The 17,444-nt window shown below is 72.1% G+C and carries 16 protein-coding genes and 4 tRNA genes; 14 read left to right on the plus strand and 6 right to left on the minus strand.

The window, feature by feature from the left end:
- The first annotated feature begins 66 nt into the window (after window positions 1-66).
- From AC2AXK_RS04345 to AC2AXK_RS04365, 5 genes are all read left to right on the plus strand, one after another.
- Window positions 67-516: a roadblock/LC7 domain-containing protein gene (locus AC2AXK_RS04345; protein WP_484344108.1), complete on the plus strand. Its 450-nt coding sequence runs from the start codon at window positions 67-69 to the stop codon at window positions 514-516.
- A gap of 11 nt (window positions 517-527) precedes the next feature.
- The gene (locus AC2AXK_RS04350; protein WP_484344109.1) at window positions 528-938 is read left to right on the plus strand and encodes a DUF742 domain-containing protein; all 411 of its coding nucleotides are present in this window, start codon (window positions 528-530) and stop codon (window positions 936-938) included.
- Window positions 919-1,533 carry a GTP-binding protein gene (locus AC2AXK_RS04355; RefSeq protein ID WP_484344110.1) on the plus strand — a complete coding sequence of 205 codons (615 nt, stop codon included), beginning with the start codon at window positions 919-921 and terminating at the stop codon, window positions 1,531-1,533. Before AC2AXK_RS04350 ends, AC2AXK_RS04355 begins: the two co-directional genes overlap by 20 nt.
- 109 nt (window positions 1,534-1,642) lie before the next feature.
- Window positions 1,643-1,728 (plus strand) — tRNA-Ser (locus tag AC2AXK_RS04360).
- A gap of 188 nt (window positions 1,729-1,916) precedes the next feature.
- The gene (locus AC2AXK_RS04365; RefSeq protein ID WP_484344111.1) at window positions 1,917-3,731 is read left to right on the plus strand and encodes an FUSC family protein; all 1,815 of its coding nucleotides are present in this window, start codon (window positions 1,917-1,919) and stop codon (window positions 3,729-3,731) included.
- Between the two features lie 60 nt (window positions 3,732-3,791).
- Here AC2AXK_RS04365 and AC2AXK_RS04370 read toward each other — a convergent pair whose 3' ends face one another.
- Window positions 3,792-4,433 (minus strand): GntR family transcriptional regulator, encoded by a 642-nt coding sequence (locus AC2AXK_RS04370; protein ID WP_484344112.1) that lies wholly within the window; start codon window positions 4,431-4,433, stop codon window positions 3,792-3,794.
- 182 nt (window positions 4,434-4,615) lie between these two features.
- On the opposite strand from AC2AXK_RS04370, the gene AC2AXK_RS04375 reads away from it, so the two are divergent.
- The 7 genes from AC2AXK_RS04375 (at window position 4,616) to AC2AXK_RS04405 (ending at window position 10,827) form a co-directional block, all read left to right on the plus strand.
- Window positions 4,616-5,617, plus strand: a complete 1,002-nt coding sequence (locus tag AC2AXK_RS04375) for an ABC transporter substrate-binding protein (RefSeq protein ID WP_484344113.1) — start codon at window positions 4,616-4,618, stop codon at window positions 5,615-5,617.
- An 8-nt stretch (window positions 5,618-5,625) separates the two neighbouring features.
- Complete coding sequence (locus AC2AXK_RS04380) at window positions 5,626-6,381, plus strand: ABC transporter ATP-binding protein (RefSeq protein WP_484344114.1); 756 nt, start codon at window positions 5,626-5,628, stop codon at window positions 6,379-6,381.
- Window positions 6,339-7,118, plus strand: a complete 780-nt coding sequence (locus tag AC2AXK_RS04385; protein WP_484344115.1) for an ABC transporter permease — start codon at window positions 6,339-6,341, stop codon at window positions 7,116-7,118. Before AC2AXK_RS04380 ends, AC2AXK_RS04385 begins: the two co-directional genes overlap by 43 nt.
- On the plus strand, window positions 7,115-8,143 hold the full coding sequence (gene atzD / locus AC2AXK_RS04390) for a cyanuric acid amidohydrolase (protein WP_484344116.1): 1,029 nt from the start codon (window positions 7,115-7,117) through the stop codon (window positions 8,141-8,143). The genes AC2AXK_RS04385 and atzD overlap by 4 nt, the downstream gene beginning before the upstream one ends.
- 168 nt (window positions 8,144-8,311) lie before the next feature.
- Entirely contained in the window at window positions 8,312-9,190 is an 879-nt protein-coding gene (locus AC2AXK_RS04395) for a CAP domain-containing protein (RefSeq protein WP_484344117.1), read from the plus strand.
- Between the two features lie 100 nt (window positions 9,191-9,290).
- Complete coding sequence (locus tag AC2AXK_RS04400) at window positions 9,291-10,586, plus strand: threonine/serine exporter family protein (RefSeq protein ID WP_484344118.1); 1,296 nt, start codon at window positions 9,291-9,293, stop codon at window positions 10,584-10,586.
- A gap of 157 nt (window positions 10,587-10,743) precedes the next feature.
- Window positions 10,744-10,827 (plus strand) — tRNA-Ser (locus AC2AXK_RS04405).
- 87 nt (window positions 10,828-10,914) lie between these two features.
- On the opposite strand, the gene AC2AXK_RS04410 is transcribed toward AC2AXK_RS04405, so the two are convergent.
- On the minus strand, window positions 10,915-12,243 hold the full coding sequence (locus tag AC2AXK_RS04410; protein ID WP_484344119.1) for an FtsX-like permease family protein: 1,329 nt from the start codon (window positions 12,241-12,243) through the stop codon (window positions 10,915-10,917).
- The gene (locus AC2AXK_RS04415; protein WP_484344120.1) at window positions 12,240-12,962 is read right to left on the minus strand and encodes an ABC transporter ATP-binding protein; all 723 of its coding nucleotides are present in this window, start codon (window positions 12,960-12,962) and stop codon (window positions 12,240-12,242) included. Before AC2AXK_RS04415 ends, AC2AXK_RS04410 begins: the two co-directional genes overlap by 4 nt.
- A gap of 184 nt (window positions 12,963-13,146) precedes the next feature.
- Between AC2AXK_RS04415 and AC2AXK_RS04420 the strand changes: the two genes are divergently transcribed.
- Window positions 13,147-13,230, plus strand: a tRNA-Ser gene (locus tag AC2AXK_RS04420).
- 67 nt (window positions 13,231-13,297) lie between these two features.
- Here AC2AXK_RS04420 and AC2AXK_RS04425 read toward each other — a convergent pair.
- A complete protein-coding gene (locus AC2AXK_RS04425) occupies window positions 13,298-14,614 on the minus strand; it encodes an FtsX-like permease family protein (RefSeq protein ID WP_484344121.1) in 1,317 nt (438 codons plus the stop codon).
- Window positions 14,611-15,333, minus strand: coding sequence for an ABC transporter ATP-binding protein (locus AC2AXK_RS04430; protein ID WP_484344122.1), 723 nt, complete (start codon window positions 15,331-15,333; stop codon window positions 14,611-14,613). The genes AC2AXK_RS04425 and AC2AXK_RS04430 overlap by 4 nt, the downstream gene beginning before the upstream one ends.
- A 216-nt stretch (window positions 15,334-15,549) precedes the next feature.
- Here AC2AXK_RS04430 and AC2AXK_RS04435 point away from each other — a divergent pair.
- Window positions 15,550-15,625, plus strand: a tRNA-Arg gene (locus AC2AXK_RS04435).
- Window positions 15,626-15,699: 74 nt separating this feature from the next.
- Here the strand turns inward: AC2AXK_RS04435 and AC2AXK_RS04440 are convergent.
- Window positions 15,700-17,433, minus strand: a complete 1,734-nt coding sequence (locus AC2AXK_RS04440; protein WP_484344123.1) for an alpha/beta hydrolase — start codon at window positions 17,431-17,433, stop codon at window positions 15,700-15,702.
- Between the last annotated feature and the right edge of the window lie 11 nt (window positions 17,434-17,444).

Consider the following 17,444-nt stretch of genomic DNA (forward strand, 5'->3'; position numbering starts at 1 on the left):
GACTCGGCGCTTCGGCCGCGTTGATTGATAGACCATCGCCGTTGAGGCATCGGATTAGGAGGAAGCGTGAGCGCTCTCAGCACTGAGGCGACGAACTTTGGTTGGTTGCTCGATAACTTCGTCAGGACGGTGCCCGGCACCCGTCACACACTCGTGGTGTCCGCGGACGGCCTTCTCATGGCCATGTCCGAGGCGCTGGACCGGACCAGCGGTGACCAGCTCGCCGCCATCGTGTCCGGCATGTCGAGCCTCACCCGCGGCGCCTCGCGGCAGCTCAACGGTGGTGCGGTGCGGCAGGCCATCATCGAGATGGACAACGGCTTCCTGTTCCTCATGAACGTCTCGAACGGCTCGGTTCTCGCAGCCGTCGCCGACTCGACCTGCGACGTCGGGCTCATCGGCTACGAGATGGCGATGCTCGTCTCGCGGACCGAGGCGACCCTGACGCCGCAGCTCATCACAGAGATGCGCGGGAGCCTCCCGGTCGACGGAGCAACTCGCGCGCCGATCGGGTGAGGTAGACGATCATGTCGAACTTCACGCCGAACCCGCAGGCCATGGACGGCGAGCACTTCGAAGCTGCGACGGTGCGCCCGTATGCCGTGACCGGTGGACGCGTGCGTTCCGCGACGTCGAACCTGCCGCTCGAGACGCTGATCGAGGTCATGCCCGGGGCTGTGGACAGCCGCGGACTGCCCCCGGAGAAGCGCTCGATCCTTGCCCACGCCGCTCACAACTACGTGTCCATCGCTGAGGTGTCCGCGCTGCTGCGGATGCCGCTGGGTGTGGTCCGGATCCTCATCGCAGACCTTGCCGACGACGGGTATCTCACGATCCATACGTCGACGCCCGTCAATGTTCACACCGGTCACGGCCAGAACCCGGCCTTGTCCCTGAGTGTGTTGGAGAGTGTTCTCAATGGCATTTCCGCCCTCTAACGGCCAGAGCGCTGCGGCGCCGACGCCGATCAAACCTGCAGGCGCACCCACGGTCGTGAAGATCGTCGTCGCTGGCGGCTTCGCCGTCGGCAAGACGACCTTCATCGGCTCGATCTCCGACATCGAGCCGCTCAACACCGAGGCCGCCATGACGGAGCACTCCGTGGGCGTCGACGACGCCGGCGGGGTCTCGGACCGCAAGACGACGACGACGGTCGCGATGGACTTCGGTCGCATCGAGCTGCCCGGGTCGCTGTGGCTCTACCTCTTCGGTACACCGGGCCAGGACCGCTTCCTCTTCATGTGGGACGACCTCGTCCGTGGCGCCATCGGCGCCGTGGTGCTCGTGGACACCGACCGCCTGGAGCAGTGCTTCCCTGCGGTCGACTACTTCGAGTCACGCGGCATCCCGTTCGTCGTCGGGGTGAACTGCTTCGACGGGGTGGCCAAGCACCGCCTCGAGGATGTGCGCGAGGCCCTGCAGATCCCCTCGCACGTGCCGATGCTCTACACGGACGCGCGGTCGCGTGCGGCGACGAAGCAGTCGCTCATCGCGCTCGTCCAGCACGCCATGCAGCAGCTGCGGGCCGCCTGACTCGTCATCGACGCGGTCCGTGCCGTTCCCTGGGGTCACCCGGGGACGGTTCGGCCACCGGTACGCACGCGTGCCAGAATGTCGGTGCTGAGCAGTCGTGCATGCAGCTGGAGGGCTGACAGAGCGGCCTAATGTGACGGTCTTGAAAACCGTTGTGCCTCAACAGCACCGGGGGTTCGAATCCCTCGCCCTCCGCAAGGCCCCCACGCACCTCAGGGTGGTGGGGTGACGCCCCCCGCGAGGGGCCCGAAAGGGTCCTGAGCGGGGGGTTTCGTGGATGCGGGCCATCCGCCGGGTCGTACGGACGCGCCATCTGGCGCCTCAGACATTTCGGACTTACCGTCGAGGAACGAGCGTGCCGCTCGATCCGCGAGGGAGGTCCCATGGACGGCTCTGGTGACGCCACGGCGCACACGCGTCCCGCAGGCAGCCCGACGCTCATCGTGCTCATGATCATCGTGGTCCTTCCCTCGGTGCTGCTCGCCGATGCGTGGGGGGCTGGCGCAGCGGGCATCATCGGTGGCCTGACGGGCATGTTCTCCTTGATCGCGTTCATGGGCGGCCCGCTCCGAGCGGACCTTCGCGTCGCTGCGGTGCTGGGACCGTTGCTCGTCTTCGCCGCGGCCGTCCCGCGCCTGGTCGCTGAGACGTCGCGCCCGGTGGCGATCGTGCTGGTCGTGCTGCTCACCTTCGTCGCCGGGCTGCTGCCGCTGCTCGGCGCACGCTTCGGCACCGCGGGGCTGGGGCTGGGGATGACGACGATGTTCGGCTACGGCTATGCGCCGATCGGTGGGGCCGACCACCAGCAGGTGATCGCGGCGGCCGTCGCGGGGGTCGTCGTGGCGGTCGTGCTGCGCATCCTCATGGGGATCTCGGACCCGTCCGGACCGACCCGGGAGCAGATCGCCGCGGTGCTCGTCGGCGACGACCCGAGTGCCGCCACCGCCACCGCCTTCGGTACCTGGCTCAGCGACGGCCGGCAGCGCTGGCTTGCCGACGCGCTCGAGGGAGCCTCGCGGTACCGACTGGCCCTGCACACGGCTGAGCTGGCGGGCGATCCCGACGGCGCCACCGCACTCCGGCAGCGGGCACGCACGCTGGGGGAGGAGCTCAAGGCCAAGCCCGCACGGGAGACCTTGGTCAAGGCCGTGGTGTCCCCGCAGGGATGGGCCATCCCCGACGGTCCCCTCGGCGACGCCGAGAACGCCCTGAACACCGTCGAGCACGCGATGCTGTCGCACGACACCACCCCGGTCCAGCTCGATCGCGACCGGCGCCACCAGCTCCGGGACGCTGTGCTGCACCCCTCTGGCAGGCTGCACTCCGTCCAGGTCCGGCACGCCTTCCGCACGGCGCTGGCCGTGCTGCTCATGCTGCTCATCACCTCCCGCCTGGAACGGGGCGACCCGCTGGTCTCCACGGCCCTGCTCGCCACGTTCAGCATCCTCCAGGCCACCTGGAGCGACACAGCGGTCAAGACGAGGAACAAGGTCATCGGTGTGGTCGCCGGCTCGCTCACCGTCGCGGTGGTCCTGCTGGTCGTCCCGTCCCGCTTCCTCGTCCTCGTCGCGGGGGTCTCCCTGTGCCTGGGGCTCTGGTACATCGTCACGCGCCCGGCCCTGGGCAGCGCCTTCATGGTGGTCGTCAGCGTCGGTTTCAACGCCGTGAACCGCGACCTCGACCCGGTCACCCTGCTCCTGCAGTACGTGGGCCTCACCGCGTGCGCGGTGCTCCTCGGGGTGCTCCTCGGTTTCGCGGTGATCCCGGGCTTCCGGCCCGCGCCCCTGCGGCAACGCGTCGAGAGAGCGACCGAGGCCACCGCGAACGCGCTCCGTCTCTCGAACGGCCCCGGCCCGCAGGAGCCCGAGGAGATCGCCCTGTTCCGCGACGCTGCACGCATGCAGGCCGACCTGGTGCCTGACCGGGACCGGCTCGACGACACGCAGCTCGCCGAGCTGGACGCGCTGCGCACAGGGCTGCGGGACCTGACCGTCCTGGCCCAGGCCAGGCAGCTGACGCACGGTGACCTCGACCAGGTCCTCCAGTCGCTGAGCCCTGATGGCCGGACGGGCCGCAGCGAGCAGGACGAGACGGCACCTGAGTCGTCCGGAGCGTCGTCCTCGACCCTGTGGGGCCTGGCCCAGCAGGCCGGCTCGGCCGAGCGGTACCTGCTGCAGACGCTGCCCGTCGGCTCCTGAGCCGGCGCGGGCGGCTCCCACCTCAGCGGGCGGCTCCCACCTCAGCGGGCGGCTCCCGCCTCAGCGGGTGGCGTCCCGCAGCAGCTGCTCGTCCTTCGCGATGTGCGCGTCCATGAGGTGCGCCGCCTCCTGCTCGTCGCCGGCCTGGATGGCGTGGAGGATGCGCCGGTGGTCCTCCCACTCCTCCTCGGAGCGGTCCGCGAGGTCGATCGCGAACATCCACCGGACCTTGTCCCGGCAGTCGTCGAGCAGCTGGGCGAGGACCTCATTGCCGGACGCGAGAGCGACGTGCTCGTGGAACTGCTCCACGAGCTGGGGGAGCGTCTCGTGGGCGCCGGTCCGCGCGGCGCGGTCTCCTCGGCGTACCAGCTCCGCGAGGGCCTGTGCCGACCCGCCGCCCCGCCGTGCGGCGGCGAGGCGTGCCGCGGTCGACTCGAGCGAGCGGCGCACCTGGAGGTAGGCGAGGGTGCGGTCCGGGCTCGGTGACGCGACGATCGCTCCCCGGTAGGGCACGAGCTCGAGGTAGCCCTCGCTCGCCAGCTTCTGGACCGCCTCGCGCACGGGCACGCGGGAGACGCCGTGCCGTGCCGCGACCTCTTCCTCACGGATGCGCTGGCCAGGCGGGAGGGCGCGGGAGATGACCTGGTGGCGCAGGTCGTCCGCGACGACGTCGCGCAGGGGCTTGAGCCGGTGGTCCGTCATGGGCGCAGATCGTATCCCGTACCCAGGCCCGTTGGCCCCCCGGGGTGTCGTGGCCCACGCGAAACATGGCTGTCACGCGCCCGCGACACCGTGCACACATCCACGGGACACACTTTCGTATACGAAAGCAGTGGCGCGCGAGCGCAGGACGCTGCAGGACTCCGACCAAGGGACCACCCGACATGGCTACTCGCAGACGAACGACCTTCGCGGCCCTCACCGCGGCCCTTGCCCTGTGCGCCACCTCGGCCTGCGGCACGCAGGGAGGCGACGCCTCCGCGGCCTCCTCCGACGGCTCGACCTCGGTGTCGGTCCGGCTCAAGTGGCTCCATCAGAGCCAGTTCGCCGGGTTCTACGCGGCGGACGCGCAGGACTACTACGCCGAGGAAGGCCTCGACGTCGAGTTCCAGCCCGGCGGGCCGGACGCTCCCGCGATCCAGCTCGTGTCCTCGGGCTCCGCGACGTACGGCATCGCGGGCGCCGACCAGCTGCTGCTCGCGCGCGAGAAGGGGATCGACGTCGTCGCCGTCGCGGCGATCTACCGCCAGACTCCGTTCGTCCTCATGACCCGCGAGGACGCGGACCTCACCGAGATGGAGGACCTGGCAGGGACCCAGGTGGGTGTGAAGTTCGGCCAGAGCGAGGAGGTCTCCTACCGCGCGATGCTCGAGGCGGCCGGCATGTCCACGCCCGAGGAGGTCGCGGTGAAGTTCGACCTGGGCCCGTTCCTCAACGGCTCGCTCGACGCGTTCCCGGGCTACTCCATCAACGAGGCCATCGCCGCCGAGGAGGAGGGGGTTCCCGTCAACCTCATCACGCCCGCCAGCGTGGGCATCCACATGTACGCCGACACCCTGTTCACGACGAGGGAGCACCTCGAGGAGGACCCCGAGGAGGTGCGAGCATTCGTCGCGGCCACGCTCAAGGGATGGGACTGGGCCGTGGCCAACCCTGACGAGGCTGCCGCCCTCGCGCTCGACCACGATGCCAACCTCGACCTCGAGCACGAGAAGGCGATGATGCACAGCAGCATCCCGAGCATCACCCCCGACGACAAGCCGATCGGCTACATGGACACCGCCGAGTGGACGGTGCTCCACGACCTGCTCCTCGACCAGGGGCTGCTGTCCGAGCCGCAGGACGTCGAGGACGCCTTCACGTCGCAGTTCGTGGCGGACGAGTGAGCTCGCCGGTGCTTGCTCCGACGCAGGAGCAGACCGCCCTCATCCGGGCCCAGGACGTCTCGCGCACGTTCGGATCGGTGCGGGCGCTCGCCCCGACGAGTCTCACCGTCGAGCGGAACGAGATCGTCTCGCTGCTGGGCCCCTCCGGGTGCGGCAAGACGACGTTGCTCCGCATCCTCTCGGGCCTCGTGCCACCCAGCGAGGGGAAGCTCGAGGTGTCGCCGGCTGCGACCGGCTTCGTCTTCCAGCGACCGGTCCTCCTGCCCTGGCAGTCCGCCACGGATGCGGTCCTCCTCCCCGTGACCCTGCACCGCCGCGTGAGGCCGGCCGACGTCGAGCGGGCCCACCAGCTGCTGGACCTCGTCGGTCTGGCCGGGTTCGAGAAGCATCGACCGGCCCAGCTCTCGGGCGGGATGCAGCAACGGGTCGCCCTCGCCCGCGCGCTCATGGAGCGACCCCAGGTCCTGTTCCTCGACGAGCCGTTCAGTGCGCTCGACGAGCTCACCCGCGAGGAGATGAATCTCGAGCTGCTGCGCATCTTCCAGGTGGAGCCGGAGCTCGAGGCGGTCGTGCTCGTCACCCACTCGATCGAGGAGGCGGTCTTCCTGGCCGACCGTGTGGTCGTGCTCGGTGCGCGCCCCGGGCGCGTGCTCGACACCGTGCCCGTCGACCTTCCGCGCCCCCGGGTGGCGGAGCACAAAGACACAGAGAGGTTCTCCGCATGCGTCGCACACCTGCGCCAGCTGCTCCGCTCCGCCGCATAGCCCCCGCCGTCCTCAGTCCGCTCGCGTTCGTCGCGGCGATCCTCCTCACCTGGGAGGTCGTCGTGCGGGTGCTGGACACCCCGACGTACCTGCTGCCCCGGCCCAGCCTGCTGCCCGGCGCTCTGCCCGCCGAGACGTGGTCCCACGTGTGGGTCACGACGCAGGAGGTCCTCCTCGGGTTCCTCCTCGCCAACGTCCTGGCCTTCGCTGTCGCCGTGGCGTTCGCGCAGAGCCGGTGGTTGGAGCGCGGTCTCTACCCGGTGGCGATCGCCATGAAGACCACCCCCCTCGTGGCCATCGCCCCGCTGCTCGTCCTGTGGTTCGGCACCGGCCTGACCTCGAAGGTCGTGGCTGCCGCGCTCATCAGCTTCTTCCCCATGCTCGTCAACACGATCAAGGGCCTCCACGCCGCCGACAACGACCAGGAGGAGCTGTTCCGGGCCCTGCGGTCCGGCCGGTGGCAGCGCCTGCGTCGCCTCCAGATGCCGACGGCGCTGCCGTACGTCTTCGCGGCCCTGAAGATCTCGAGCTCGCTCGCCGTGGTCGGAGCGATCGTCGGGGAGTTCGTCGGCGCCAACACGGGTCTCGGCTTCGTCATCCTGCAGGCGTCCTACCGTCTCGACACGCCCCAGCTGTTCGTCGGCATCGGGCTGGCGGCTGCGCTGGGGCTCACGCTCTTCGGGCTCATCAGCCTGCTCGAACGGGTCGTGTGCACGTGGGAGCGGGTGGACGCATGAGGGTCGCCGGGCTGCACCGACTCATGACCGACGACCCCGCCGACACCTCGGGCCTGACCGCCGCCGTCGAGGCGGGACTCGACCCGACGCGGGTCGTCGCCGTCGCCGGCAAGACCGAGGGCAACGGCTGCGTCAACGACTTCACGCGCGGCATGGCCGCCACGGCATGGCGCGCCGCACTGGCGACCTCCGTCGTGAGCGTCATGTCCGGCGGGACGGAGGGCGTGCTCTCACCCCACGTCACCCTGCTCGTGGAGGACGACGAGGACCCGGGGCTGCCGCCGGGTGCGCTCGTCGTCGGAGCAGGGGAGAGCATCCCCATCACCCCCGACATGCTCGGGCGACGGGCGCAGGTCGATGCCGTCGCTGCGGCCGTGCGGGAGGTCTGCGAAGCTGCGGGGCTCGACGTCGCGGACGTGCAGTTCGCGCTCGTCAAGTGCCCGCTGCTCACCGCGACCACCGTCGCCCGGTGGCCGGCAGGGGCGTTGACGACGTCGGACACCTACGAGTCGATGGCGCACAGCCGGGCCGCCTCTGCGCTCGGTGTCGCGCTCGCGCTCGGTGAGATCGACGACGCCGCCGTCGCGCGCGGCCTCGCGGGCGACCTCGACGTGTACTCCTCCGTGGCGTCCACGAGCGCCGGGGTCGAGGTGGACCGGTGCGAGATCGTCGTCCTGGGCCACCACCCCGCCGCCCGCGGACGGCTCCGCGCGACGCGGACCGTCATGCGGGACGCGATCGACGCCGAGCCCGTCCTCGCCGTGCTCGACGAGATCCGCAACCAGGGCGGCACGGTCGTCCAGGTGTTCGCCAAGGCGGGCCCCGATCCCACCGGGGCGGTGCGCGGCCGACGCCACACGATGCTCACGGACTCCGACATCAACGCGACCCGCCATGCGCGGGCGGCGGTCGGAGGTCTGCTCGCGGGACTGTGCGGCGAGACGGCCCTGTACGTGTCCGGTGGAGCGGAGCACCAGGGGCCGGCGGGAGGTGGCAACGTCACCGTGGTCTGGGCCATGGCCTGATCGGTGGGGGCATGGCCAGCGGGGGCGTGGTCGGCGGGCTCCGGTCGACGCCCGCCGTTCCCGTGCCGTCACGTGACGTCTCGGGAGGACATCGCGCAGATCGCTCACATTTCACCCTCGTGCGGCCGATGAGCCGCACGACATGTTGTCCGGGGGAAGTGGGACCAGGTGAAGCAGAAGCTGTTCGCGGCGCTGACCGTCGTCGTCGCGGGGATGCTCGTGTCGGGTCCCGGGGCGGGCGCGGTCGGCGATGCGCCGGCCGCGCCCGTCACCACGCAGCTCATGAGCCGTGGCGCCGGGCCGTCCGACGCGGGCGACCCGGTCGTGCGTCCCGCCGCGGCCCGGGTCGCTCAGGAGCCGACGGACCAGGCGCCGGTGGGCGACCTCCCCGCGGAGGCGTCGCCCACCGACCTCCCCGGGGCGGCCTCCGACCCGGCCGGCGACACGTCCGCGACGCAGACCGACGGTCCGGCACCGCTCCCGCCGACGACGGCGCCGCCCGCGGCGTCGGCGGGAGCGCCTGCTCCGGCGCCGGCCCCGGTGCGCAGCGCGCCACGTGCGGCGGAGCCGGTAGCCGCACCAGCGCTGCCGCCAGCACCAGCCCCGGCACCAGCCCCGGCGCCGGTCCTCGTGCCGGAGGTCTCGTCCCCGGCACGCGCCGCCGCATCGCCGTCGTCCGCCGGGTCGAGCGCCCTGCTCGCCGCCCTCAACGTGACACGTGCGTCAGCAGGGCTGCCCGCCCTGGCCTATGACGCCACGCTGGAGAGCGTCGCCCAGACGTGGAGCGCGTCCATGTCGGCGTCGGCCACGATGTCGCACAACCCCGCCACCCGGACGCAGATCCCGGCGGGCTGGAGGTCGTGGGGAGAGAACGTGGCGCACGCCGCCGGGTTCCCCGACCTCGCGGGGACCATCCACGCGAGCTGGCTGGACAGCCCCGGGCACCGCGCGAACATCCTCCGGCCAGGCTTCACGAGCGTCGGCATCGGGTACCACGTCGACGCGCAGGGCGGGGTCTGGGCGACGCAGGTCTTCGCGTCCTACTGACGGGCAGACCCGACGTGGTCGCGCGGGGCCCCGACGTCGGCGGTGTCCATCCGGGACCATCGCCGCACCTCGAGGACCGTGGACCCGCGATGATGGGACGGTGAACCCACCCGCCGCCTCCGAGGACGCCCTCGAACCCGTCCGACTCATCCGCCGCTCCGGCGTCGTGCTGCGCGTCGGGACGATGCTCCTGGCGGCCGGCAGCGGCAGCTACCGCGTGAAGATCTCGATGCAGCAGGTCGCCCGCGCCCTGGGGCTCGACGGCGTCGACGCGCAGGTCATGGTCAACGAGATCACCGCGACCTCCCGGGCAGGGACGATCTTCCGCACCGAGGTCGTGCACAGCCCGACCATCGGGGTCGACGCGACCCGCATCGCCGTCCTCGAGCGGCTGTGCTCGACGCTGCGTCCGGGTGCGACCGCCGACGAGGTCGACGCCGCGCTCGACCGGATCGAGAGCACCACGCCGCACCACGGGATGTGGGCGGCCGGCCTGTTCGCCGCGATGGCCTGCGCGGCGTTCGCCTTCCTCAACCACGGTGGGCTCGTCGAGGTGCTCGTCGCCGGCGTGGGGGCCGGCGTCGGGCAGGTCGTGCGCCGGGCGTTGCTGCACCGCCGGTTCAACCCGCTCGGTGTGACGATGCTCGCCGCGGCCGTCGCGAGCGCCGTCTACCTCGGCGTGGTGTGGGCGCTGTTCGGCGTGGGCCTCGTCGACACCGTCCACGAGAGCGGGTACGTCTCCGCGGTGCTGTTCCTCGTCCCCGGGTTCCCGCTCGTCACCGCTGGCCTCGACCTCTCCCGCCTCGACTTCTCCGCCGGCCTCTCGCGCCTCACGTACGCGCTCATGATCATGACCTCCGCAGCGCTGAGCGTGTGGGCGGTGGCCGCCCTCGTGGGGCTCACGCCCGACCCGCTGGAGCGGGCGGACCTGTCCGTCGTGCTCGAGACCGCGCTGCTGCTGCTGGCCAGCGCCGTCGGGGTGTGGGGGTTCGCCATGCTCTTCAACAGCAGGTGGCGGGTGGCGCTCGCAGCTGCGGCGATCGGGATGGTCGTCAACGTGCTGCGGATCGAGGCGGTCGACGCCGGCATGGTCCCGCAGGCCGCGGCGGGCTTCGCCGGCCTCGTCGTCGGCGTGCTGGCCAACCTCGTCGCGCCGCGGATCGGTGCGCCCCGGCTCACCCTGTCCGTGCCGGCCGTCGTCATCATGGTCCCCGGGGTCTCTGCGTACAACGCCGTGTACCTGCTCAACGACGGGCAGACGGTCGACGCGCTCGCCTTCGCCGTGCAGGCGACGTTCGTCGTCATCTCCCTCGTCATCGGTCTCACCCTGGCCCGGTCCGTGACGGACGGGTCGTGGCGGCAGGTGGGAGCGCGCGGAGCCCGCACCGCCCCGTGACGCCGCACGATGGGCGTGACGCAGCGCCGCTCCGGGGTGGAGCCCTGCGTGCTTTTGCTCCGTGGGCGCGCGTGCGGGTACATTTGCACAGCCCGCAGCAGCAGTGTCGCGTGGGTGGGCGCCCCCGGTTGCGCGGGGAACGTCAGGACAGGACCCAGGAGACGTCGCATAGCCAGGTCTAGTGCGCCACCCTGCTAAGGATGGGGCAACCCATCCGAGGGTTCGAATCCCTCCGTCTCCGCTTCACGAAGGCCCCGGTCAGGTGACCGGGGCCTTCGTCGTCCTGGCACGGGCCGGGCTGTGCATGCGGCACCCGGGATCGCGGGTTTCAGAGTCGCACGACGTCGCGCACGACGGACCGGGACGCGGCGGACCCGGCGAGGACGAGCGCGACGGCGGCGGTCACGCTGAGGACGAACTGGACGACGACCCGGGGGTCCTGGACGTTCTCGGTTCCTCTGGCGGAGATCATGTACATCGCGACCAACGCGGTGGTGAGGACCACCGCGACGGCGAGCGGGACGAAGACCTCGCGGACCCGGGCGGCGTGCAGGACGGCTGTGTCGGTGCCGGTGAGCGCCAGTGCGCGGTACTCCGAACGCTGCGAGATCACCTGTCCGGCCTGCATCACCCCCGTCGAGACGGCGGCGAGCACAGCGACGATGGCAAGGGTGAGGTACCCGCCGGTGGCGATGTCCGCGTAGAACTGGCGGTCGACCGCTGGTGCGGTCTCGGCCACCGATCCGGACGCCACCGGGCTGATGCTCGTGATCCCCGCGACGAACGTCGCCAGGGTCACGCCGCCGATGGACCGCCACGCCGTCTTCGGGTTGTCCACCATGCGGCGCCCGGCGAGCAGCGTGGCGACGGAACGGGCGCGGCGCGTCGTGATGCGGCCCACGACGGAGACGACGAACGGGCCGGCGAGGTTGAGCGTCCCGAACCCCACGGCGAGCAGGACGATGAGGAGGCCGATCCCGGCGCCGCCCGCGCCGACCACGGCCGCGAAGACCACGAGGGCCACGACGCTCGCGGCGGCACGCAGCCACGTCGGGTGCTTGGGCCGCACCCGGTTGGCGACCCCGAGCGGGGTGATGGCGACCTGGCGCAGGCTGATGACGGCCGAGACGACCGCGACCGCGACGACGGCCAGGACGGCGAGCAGGAGGTTCGGCAGGCCCACCCACAGCTCGCCGAGCCCGAACGTGCGGCCCTGGAACCGCAGCTGGGCGAACAGCGGGACGAGCGCGAGGTACCCGACGATCCCGGCGACCGCTCCGGCGAGGGCCTGGGCGGCGGCGTCGAGCACGGTGAGCGTCGCGACCTGCCACGTGGTGGCACCGGCGAGCCGCAGCGCCGCGAGCCGGGAGTCGCGCCGGGCGACGGCCAGCCGGGCGGCGGCACCGCCGAGCGTGACGAGGGGGATGAGCAGGAGCGCGCTCGCGAGCCACGCGAGGAAGACGTAGTTCTCGGTCATGACGTCGCCCGCCCGGGCGGCGCGCTCGTCGAAGGCGTTCTGCCCGCCGACGACGATGAGCAGGATCGCGGTGGTGACGCCGAACGCGAAGATCGAGAGGATTGTCGTGAGGCGCTGGGGGTCGGTGCTCGACGCGCCGCGCAGCCGCAGCAGGCGCCACAGGGCGAAGGTCGTGCTCATCGGAGGGCCCCGTCCCGGGCCTCGGAGAGGAACTCGCCGGAGACGGAGCCGTCGCGCATCGTGATGGTGCGCGAGCACCAGCGCGCGACGGTCGGGTCGTGCGTGACGACGACGAGCGCCGCGCCCGACCGGCGGGTCGCCTCGACGAGGACCCTCATCACCTCGGCGCCCGTCGTCTGGTCGAGGGCGCCGGTGGGCTCGTCGGCGAACACGACGCCGGGCGAGCCGACGAGGGCCCGCGCGATCGCGACGCGCTGTGCCTGGCCACCGGAGAGCTCCCCCGGGCGACGGTCCTCCATGCCGGCCAGGCCGAGGTTGTGCAGCCACCCCGCAGCCGTGGCCGTGGCCTTCGACCGGCTCACGCCGGCGAGCATGAGCGGGAGGGCCGCGTTCTCGACGGCCGGGAGCTCGGGCAGGAGCTGGCCGGACTGGAAGACGAAGCCGAAGTCCGAGCGGCGCAGCTCGGTGCGGCGCGCGTCGCTGAAGGAGCCGATGTCGTGGCCCTTCCACATGACCGCCCCGGAGGTGGGCCGCAGGATCCCCGCGATGCAGTGCAGGAGCGTCGTCTTGCCCGAGCCCGACGGGCCCATGATCGCCAGGGACTGTCCGTCGTAGATCGACAGGTCCACGCCGGCCAGCGCGTGGGTCGTGGCGAGCGCGTCGGTGCCGTAGACCTTGGTGAGGTTGCGTGCCACGAGGGTGGGTCGGTTCGTGTTCATGCTCCCAGCCTGGTCGCCCGGGTCACGGGCGACATCGTCCTGCGGGGTGGATCCGCGCGGCAGGTGGTCCACCGAGGGGTGGAGCCGGGAGCGCCCGGTGTCCGCCCCTGGTGCACAGCCCGCAGCAGCAGTGTCGCGTGGGTGGGCGCCCCCGGTTGCGCGGGGAACGTCAGGACAGGACCCAGGAGACGTCGCATAGCCAGGTCTAGTGCGCCACCCTGCTAAGGATGGGGCAACCCATCCGAGGGTTCGAATCCCTCCGTCTCCGCTTCACGAAGGCCCCGGTCAGGTGACCGGGGCCTTCGTCGTCCCCCGCGGGGCGCGGCGGCGCGGTCTCAGGCCTGCACGACGTCCCGCATGACGTCCCGCACGACGTACCGGGACGCACCGGAGCCGACGAGGACGAGCGCGACGGCCACCGTGACGCTGCCGAGGAACTGCGTGACGACGGACGGGTCGCGCACCGACTGCATCCCGATCACGGGGACGAGGACCGTGAGGACGGCGCCCGTCGTCGCCGCCACGGCGGCCACGAGCGGGATCGCGATCTCGCGCAGCCGTGCCGCGTCGAGCACCTTCGTGTCCGTGCCGGCCAGCGTGAGGGCCCGGTACTCGGCGCGCTGGGTGATGACGCGTCCCGCCTGCATGACGCCCGTCGACACGGCGGCCAGGACTGCGACGATGGCGAGCGTGAGGTAGCTCCCGGTGACGATGTCGCGCGTGAACTCGTCGGTCTCCGTGGCGAGCGCCGCGGCGCTCGTGACCCCCGCGATGAACGTCGCGAGGGCGACGCCGCCGACGGACCGCCAGGCCGACTTCGGGTCGGCGACCATCCGTCGCCCGGCGAGCAGGGTGGGCACCTTCCGGGCGCAGCGCACGGTGATCCGGCCGACGAAGGACACCACCCACGGGCCGACGAGGTTGAGCGTCGCGAACGCGACGACGAGCAGCACGACGAACAGCCCGACCCCGGCACCCCCGACCTGCACCGCCACCGAGAACGCCCCGAAGGCGCCGACGCAGACCACGAGGCGGAGCCACGTCGGGGGAGCGGTCCGCACCCGGTTGACCACCCCGAGGGGCGTGATAGCCACCCGCCGCAGGCTGACGACCGCCGACAGCACCGCGACGAGAACGACCGCGGTGACGGCGAGCAGCAGGTTCCCCAGCCCCACCCACAGCTCCGTCAGGCCGAACGTGCGGCCCTGGAAGCGCACCTGCGCGAAGACGGGGACGAGTGCCAGGTATCCGGCGATGCCGGCGACCGCCCCGGTGAGCGCCTGGGACGCGGCGTCGAGCACCGTGAGTGTCGCGACCTGACCGGTCGTGGCGCCCGCGAGCCGCAGGGTCGCGAGCCGGGTGTCCCGGCGGGCGACGGCAAGGCGGGCGGCCGCCGCGCCGAGCGTGACGAGGGGGATGCTCAGCAGCGCCACCGCGATCGACCCGAGGATGACGTAGTTCTCGGTGGTGTCGTCGCCGGGGTTCGCCGCAGAGCGGTCGCTGAACGCCTCGAGCCCGCCGAGGACGCTGAGCAGGATCGCGGTGGTCACCCCGAACGCGACGACCGCGAGGACCGTCGTCATGCGCTGCGGGTCGTCGCTCGCGGCCGTCCGGTGACGCAGCAGGCGCCACAGGTCGAACGTCGCGCTCATCGCCGCGCCCCGTCCTCGGCGGGAGCGAGGAACTCGCCCGAGACGACGCCGTCGCGCATGGTCACGGTGCGTGAGCACCAGCGCGCGACCGTGGGGTCGTGGGTGACGACGACGAGGGCGGCCCCGGACCCGCGGGTGGCGCGGGCGAGGACGTCCATGACCTCGGCGCCCGTCGTCTGGTCGAGGGCGCCCGTGGGTTCGTCCGCGAACACCACCCCCGGGGAGCCGACGAGGGCCCGCGCGATGGCGACGCGCTGCGCCTGCCCGCCGGACAGCTCGCCCGGGCGGCGGTCCTCCATCCCGGCGAGCCCGAGGTCCCGCAACCACTGGGCAGCGGTGGCCGTCGCCGACGACCGGCTCACGCCGGCGAGCATGAGGGGCAGTGCGGCGTTCTCGACGGCGGGCAGCTCCGGCAGGAGCTGGCCGGACTGGAAGACGAAGCCGAAGTCGGTGCGGCGCAGGGCCGTGCGCCGGGCGTCGCTCAGCGCCGAGATGTCCTGCCCCTGCCACATGACCGCGCCCGAGGTGGGGCGCAGGATCCCCGCGATGCAGTGCAGGAGCGTCGTCTTGCCGGACCCGGAGGGGCCCATGATCGCCAGCGACTCACCTCCGTACACGGAGAGGTCGACACCGGCGAGGGCGTGGGTGGTCGTCGTCGCCTCGGAGCCGTAGACCTGGGTGAGGTTCCGGGCCGCGAGGACGGGCTGCGTCGTGTTCATGCCCCTAGCCTCGTCGTCGCAGGCGCCCGGCCGCGTCGCCCGGTGGAGGGGGTCGGCGGCCGGGCACGCTCCACCCCGAGGGGGAGCCGGACGCCGGCACCTGCTCCCGTGGGCGGGGTCGGAGCCCGACGTGGCGCGGCTCACCCGGCTCCGTTTTGGGATCTGCCCACCTGCGCGGTAATGTTCTCGACGGTCGCCCGCGCGGCGACCAGGTCTGCGCCCGTAGCTCAACGGATAGAGCATCTGACTACGGATCAGAAGGTTGGGGGTTCGAATCCCTCCGGGCGCACCAGAACGAACGGCTCCATCCTCTCGGATGGAGCCGTTCGTCGTTGGCGGTGGTACGGCCCGCGGCCGCCCGCTGTCTCACTCGAGGACCTCCTGGAGGCGCGCGGTGTCGGCGTCGGTCCACCCCTCGGGCTGTGTCACGGCGATCCACGCCACCGGGATGAGCTCGCCGTAGTTGTGGCCGTGCCCGTCGGGGACCTTCTTCGAGTTCGCCATGTCGACGGTCACCTGCCAGAACGTCACCACGGGGTACCAGGACATCGACGGGGTGACGTCCGGGCCGCGTGGTTCCTCGAGCCAGTCGGGGCGGTCGAAGATGAGGGCGGGCGACCACCACACGACCGGGTCGGAGGGGTGCTGGAGGTAGACCACCCGCGGCTCGATCCACTCCTCCGGATTCTCGGGCTCCGCGAGGTCCTGGGCGTCCGCAGCGAACCGGACGACGAGCCCGCTCGCGTACATCGGCTCGATCTCGGGGGACCCGGGGTCCCGGCGGTCGACGAGCGCGTGCCACAGGTCGTTCGAGTGGGGCGGTCCTGTCCACACGACCCCGTCGGTGTGGTTGCGGATGTCCGCGAGCGAGGTGAAGGCGTGCTCGGACCCCTGGGAGCCGAGGCTCTCGCCGTAGACGACGAGGTCAGGCTGCTGGTCCTCGGGCAGTCCCTCGATGTGCCCCGAGACGGCGTCGATGAGCACCCGGCCCTCCTCCTGCGACCGGCTGCGGTCCACGAGGAAGGACAACCAGCTCGGCAGGTACGAGTACTGGGTGGCGACGATCGCCGTGTCGCCGGCGTGGATGAGCTCGAGGCTGTCCGCCGCGGCTGCGTCCACCCACCCGCTCCCCGTGGTCGTGACGACCGCGACGATCGACCGGTCGAACGCGCCCGTGCGCTCCATCTCCGAGATCGCGAGGTCCGCCCGGGCCTGCGCGTCGTCGGCGCTCTCGATGCCGACGTACACGCGGACGGGCTCGGAGACCGGGTCGTCGCCCGCGACGTAGGCGATGTCGTCGGCGCTCGCCCCGCCGGAGACGAAGCTGCGCCCCTGCCGGCCCAGGGACTCCCACTCGACGAGCGACTCCGCCGACCCGGACCGCAGGGCGCTCTCCGGCTGCTGGGCGTCCGGCTCGGTGCGCTGGTTGATGCTGTTGAAGGCTGAGTCGACGTTCGTCAGCGCGAAGCGCAGGAGCACCTCGTTCGTGAACGTCACGACGATGGCTATGGCGACGATGGTGCCGATGATCGTCGAGAGTCCCGTCGGCAGCCCGAGCCGTGCGTGCAGCGCCGCGCTCACGCGTCGTTCGAGGGCGAGCACTCCACGCCCGGCGGTCACGACGGCGGCGGCGACGACGACGAGCACGGGGCCTGCGAGGAACCAGTGGCTCGTCGGGGGCGCGTCGAGCCCGACGAGGCGGGCCATGTCCGCCTGCCACCGGGCGGAGGCCGTGAGCATGAGGACGAGCGTGACGGGGATCGCGACGACCAGCACCCGCCAGGCGACCCGCGGCACCCACGGTGGCAGGATCTCGAGGAGGCGGGACTCGACCTGACGGAACCGGCTGGAGTGCCGCAGGAGCCAGGCGACGAGCGCTCCCAGGCCGTAGCCGGCGGCGCCGGACAGGCCGGACACGACGCCCTGGAAGAGCCAGTCCCGGGGGAGCAGCGACGGCGTCATCGCGAGGGCCGCGAACGCGGTACCGACCACGAGGCCCCCCGCGCTGACCCGCAGGCGGGCGAGCCGGGAGGGCGTCGGTGCGCTCGGCGTGCTCGATGGGCTGGGCGCGCTCGTCGCGGTGTCGAGGTCCGCGCCCATGTCGACCCGGT

This window comes from Sanguibacter sp. Z6_81 (assembly GCF_057180625.1).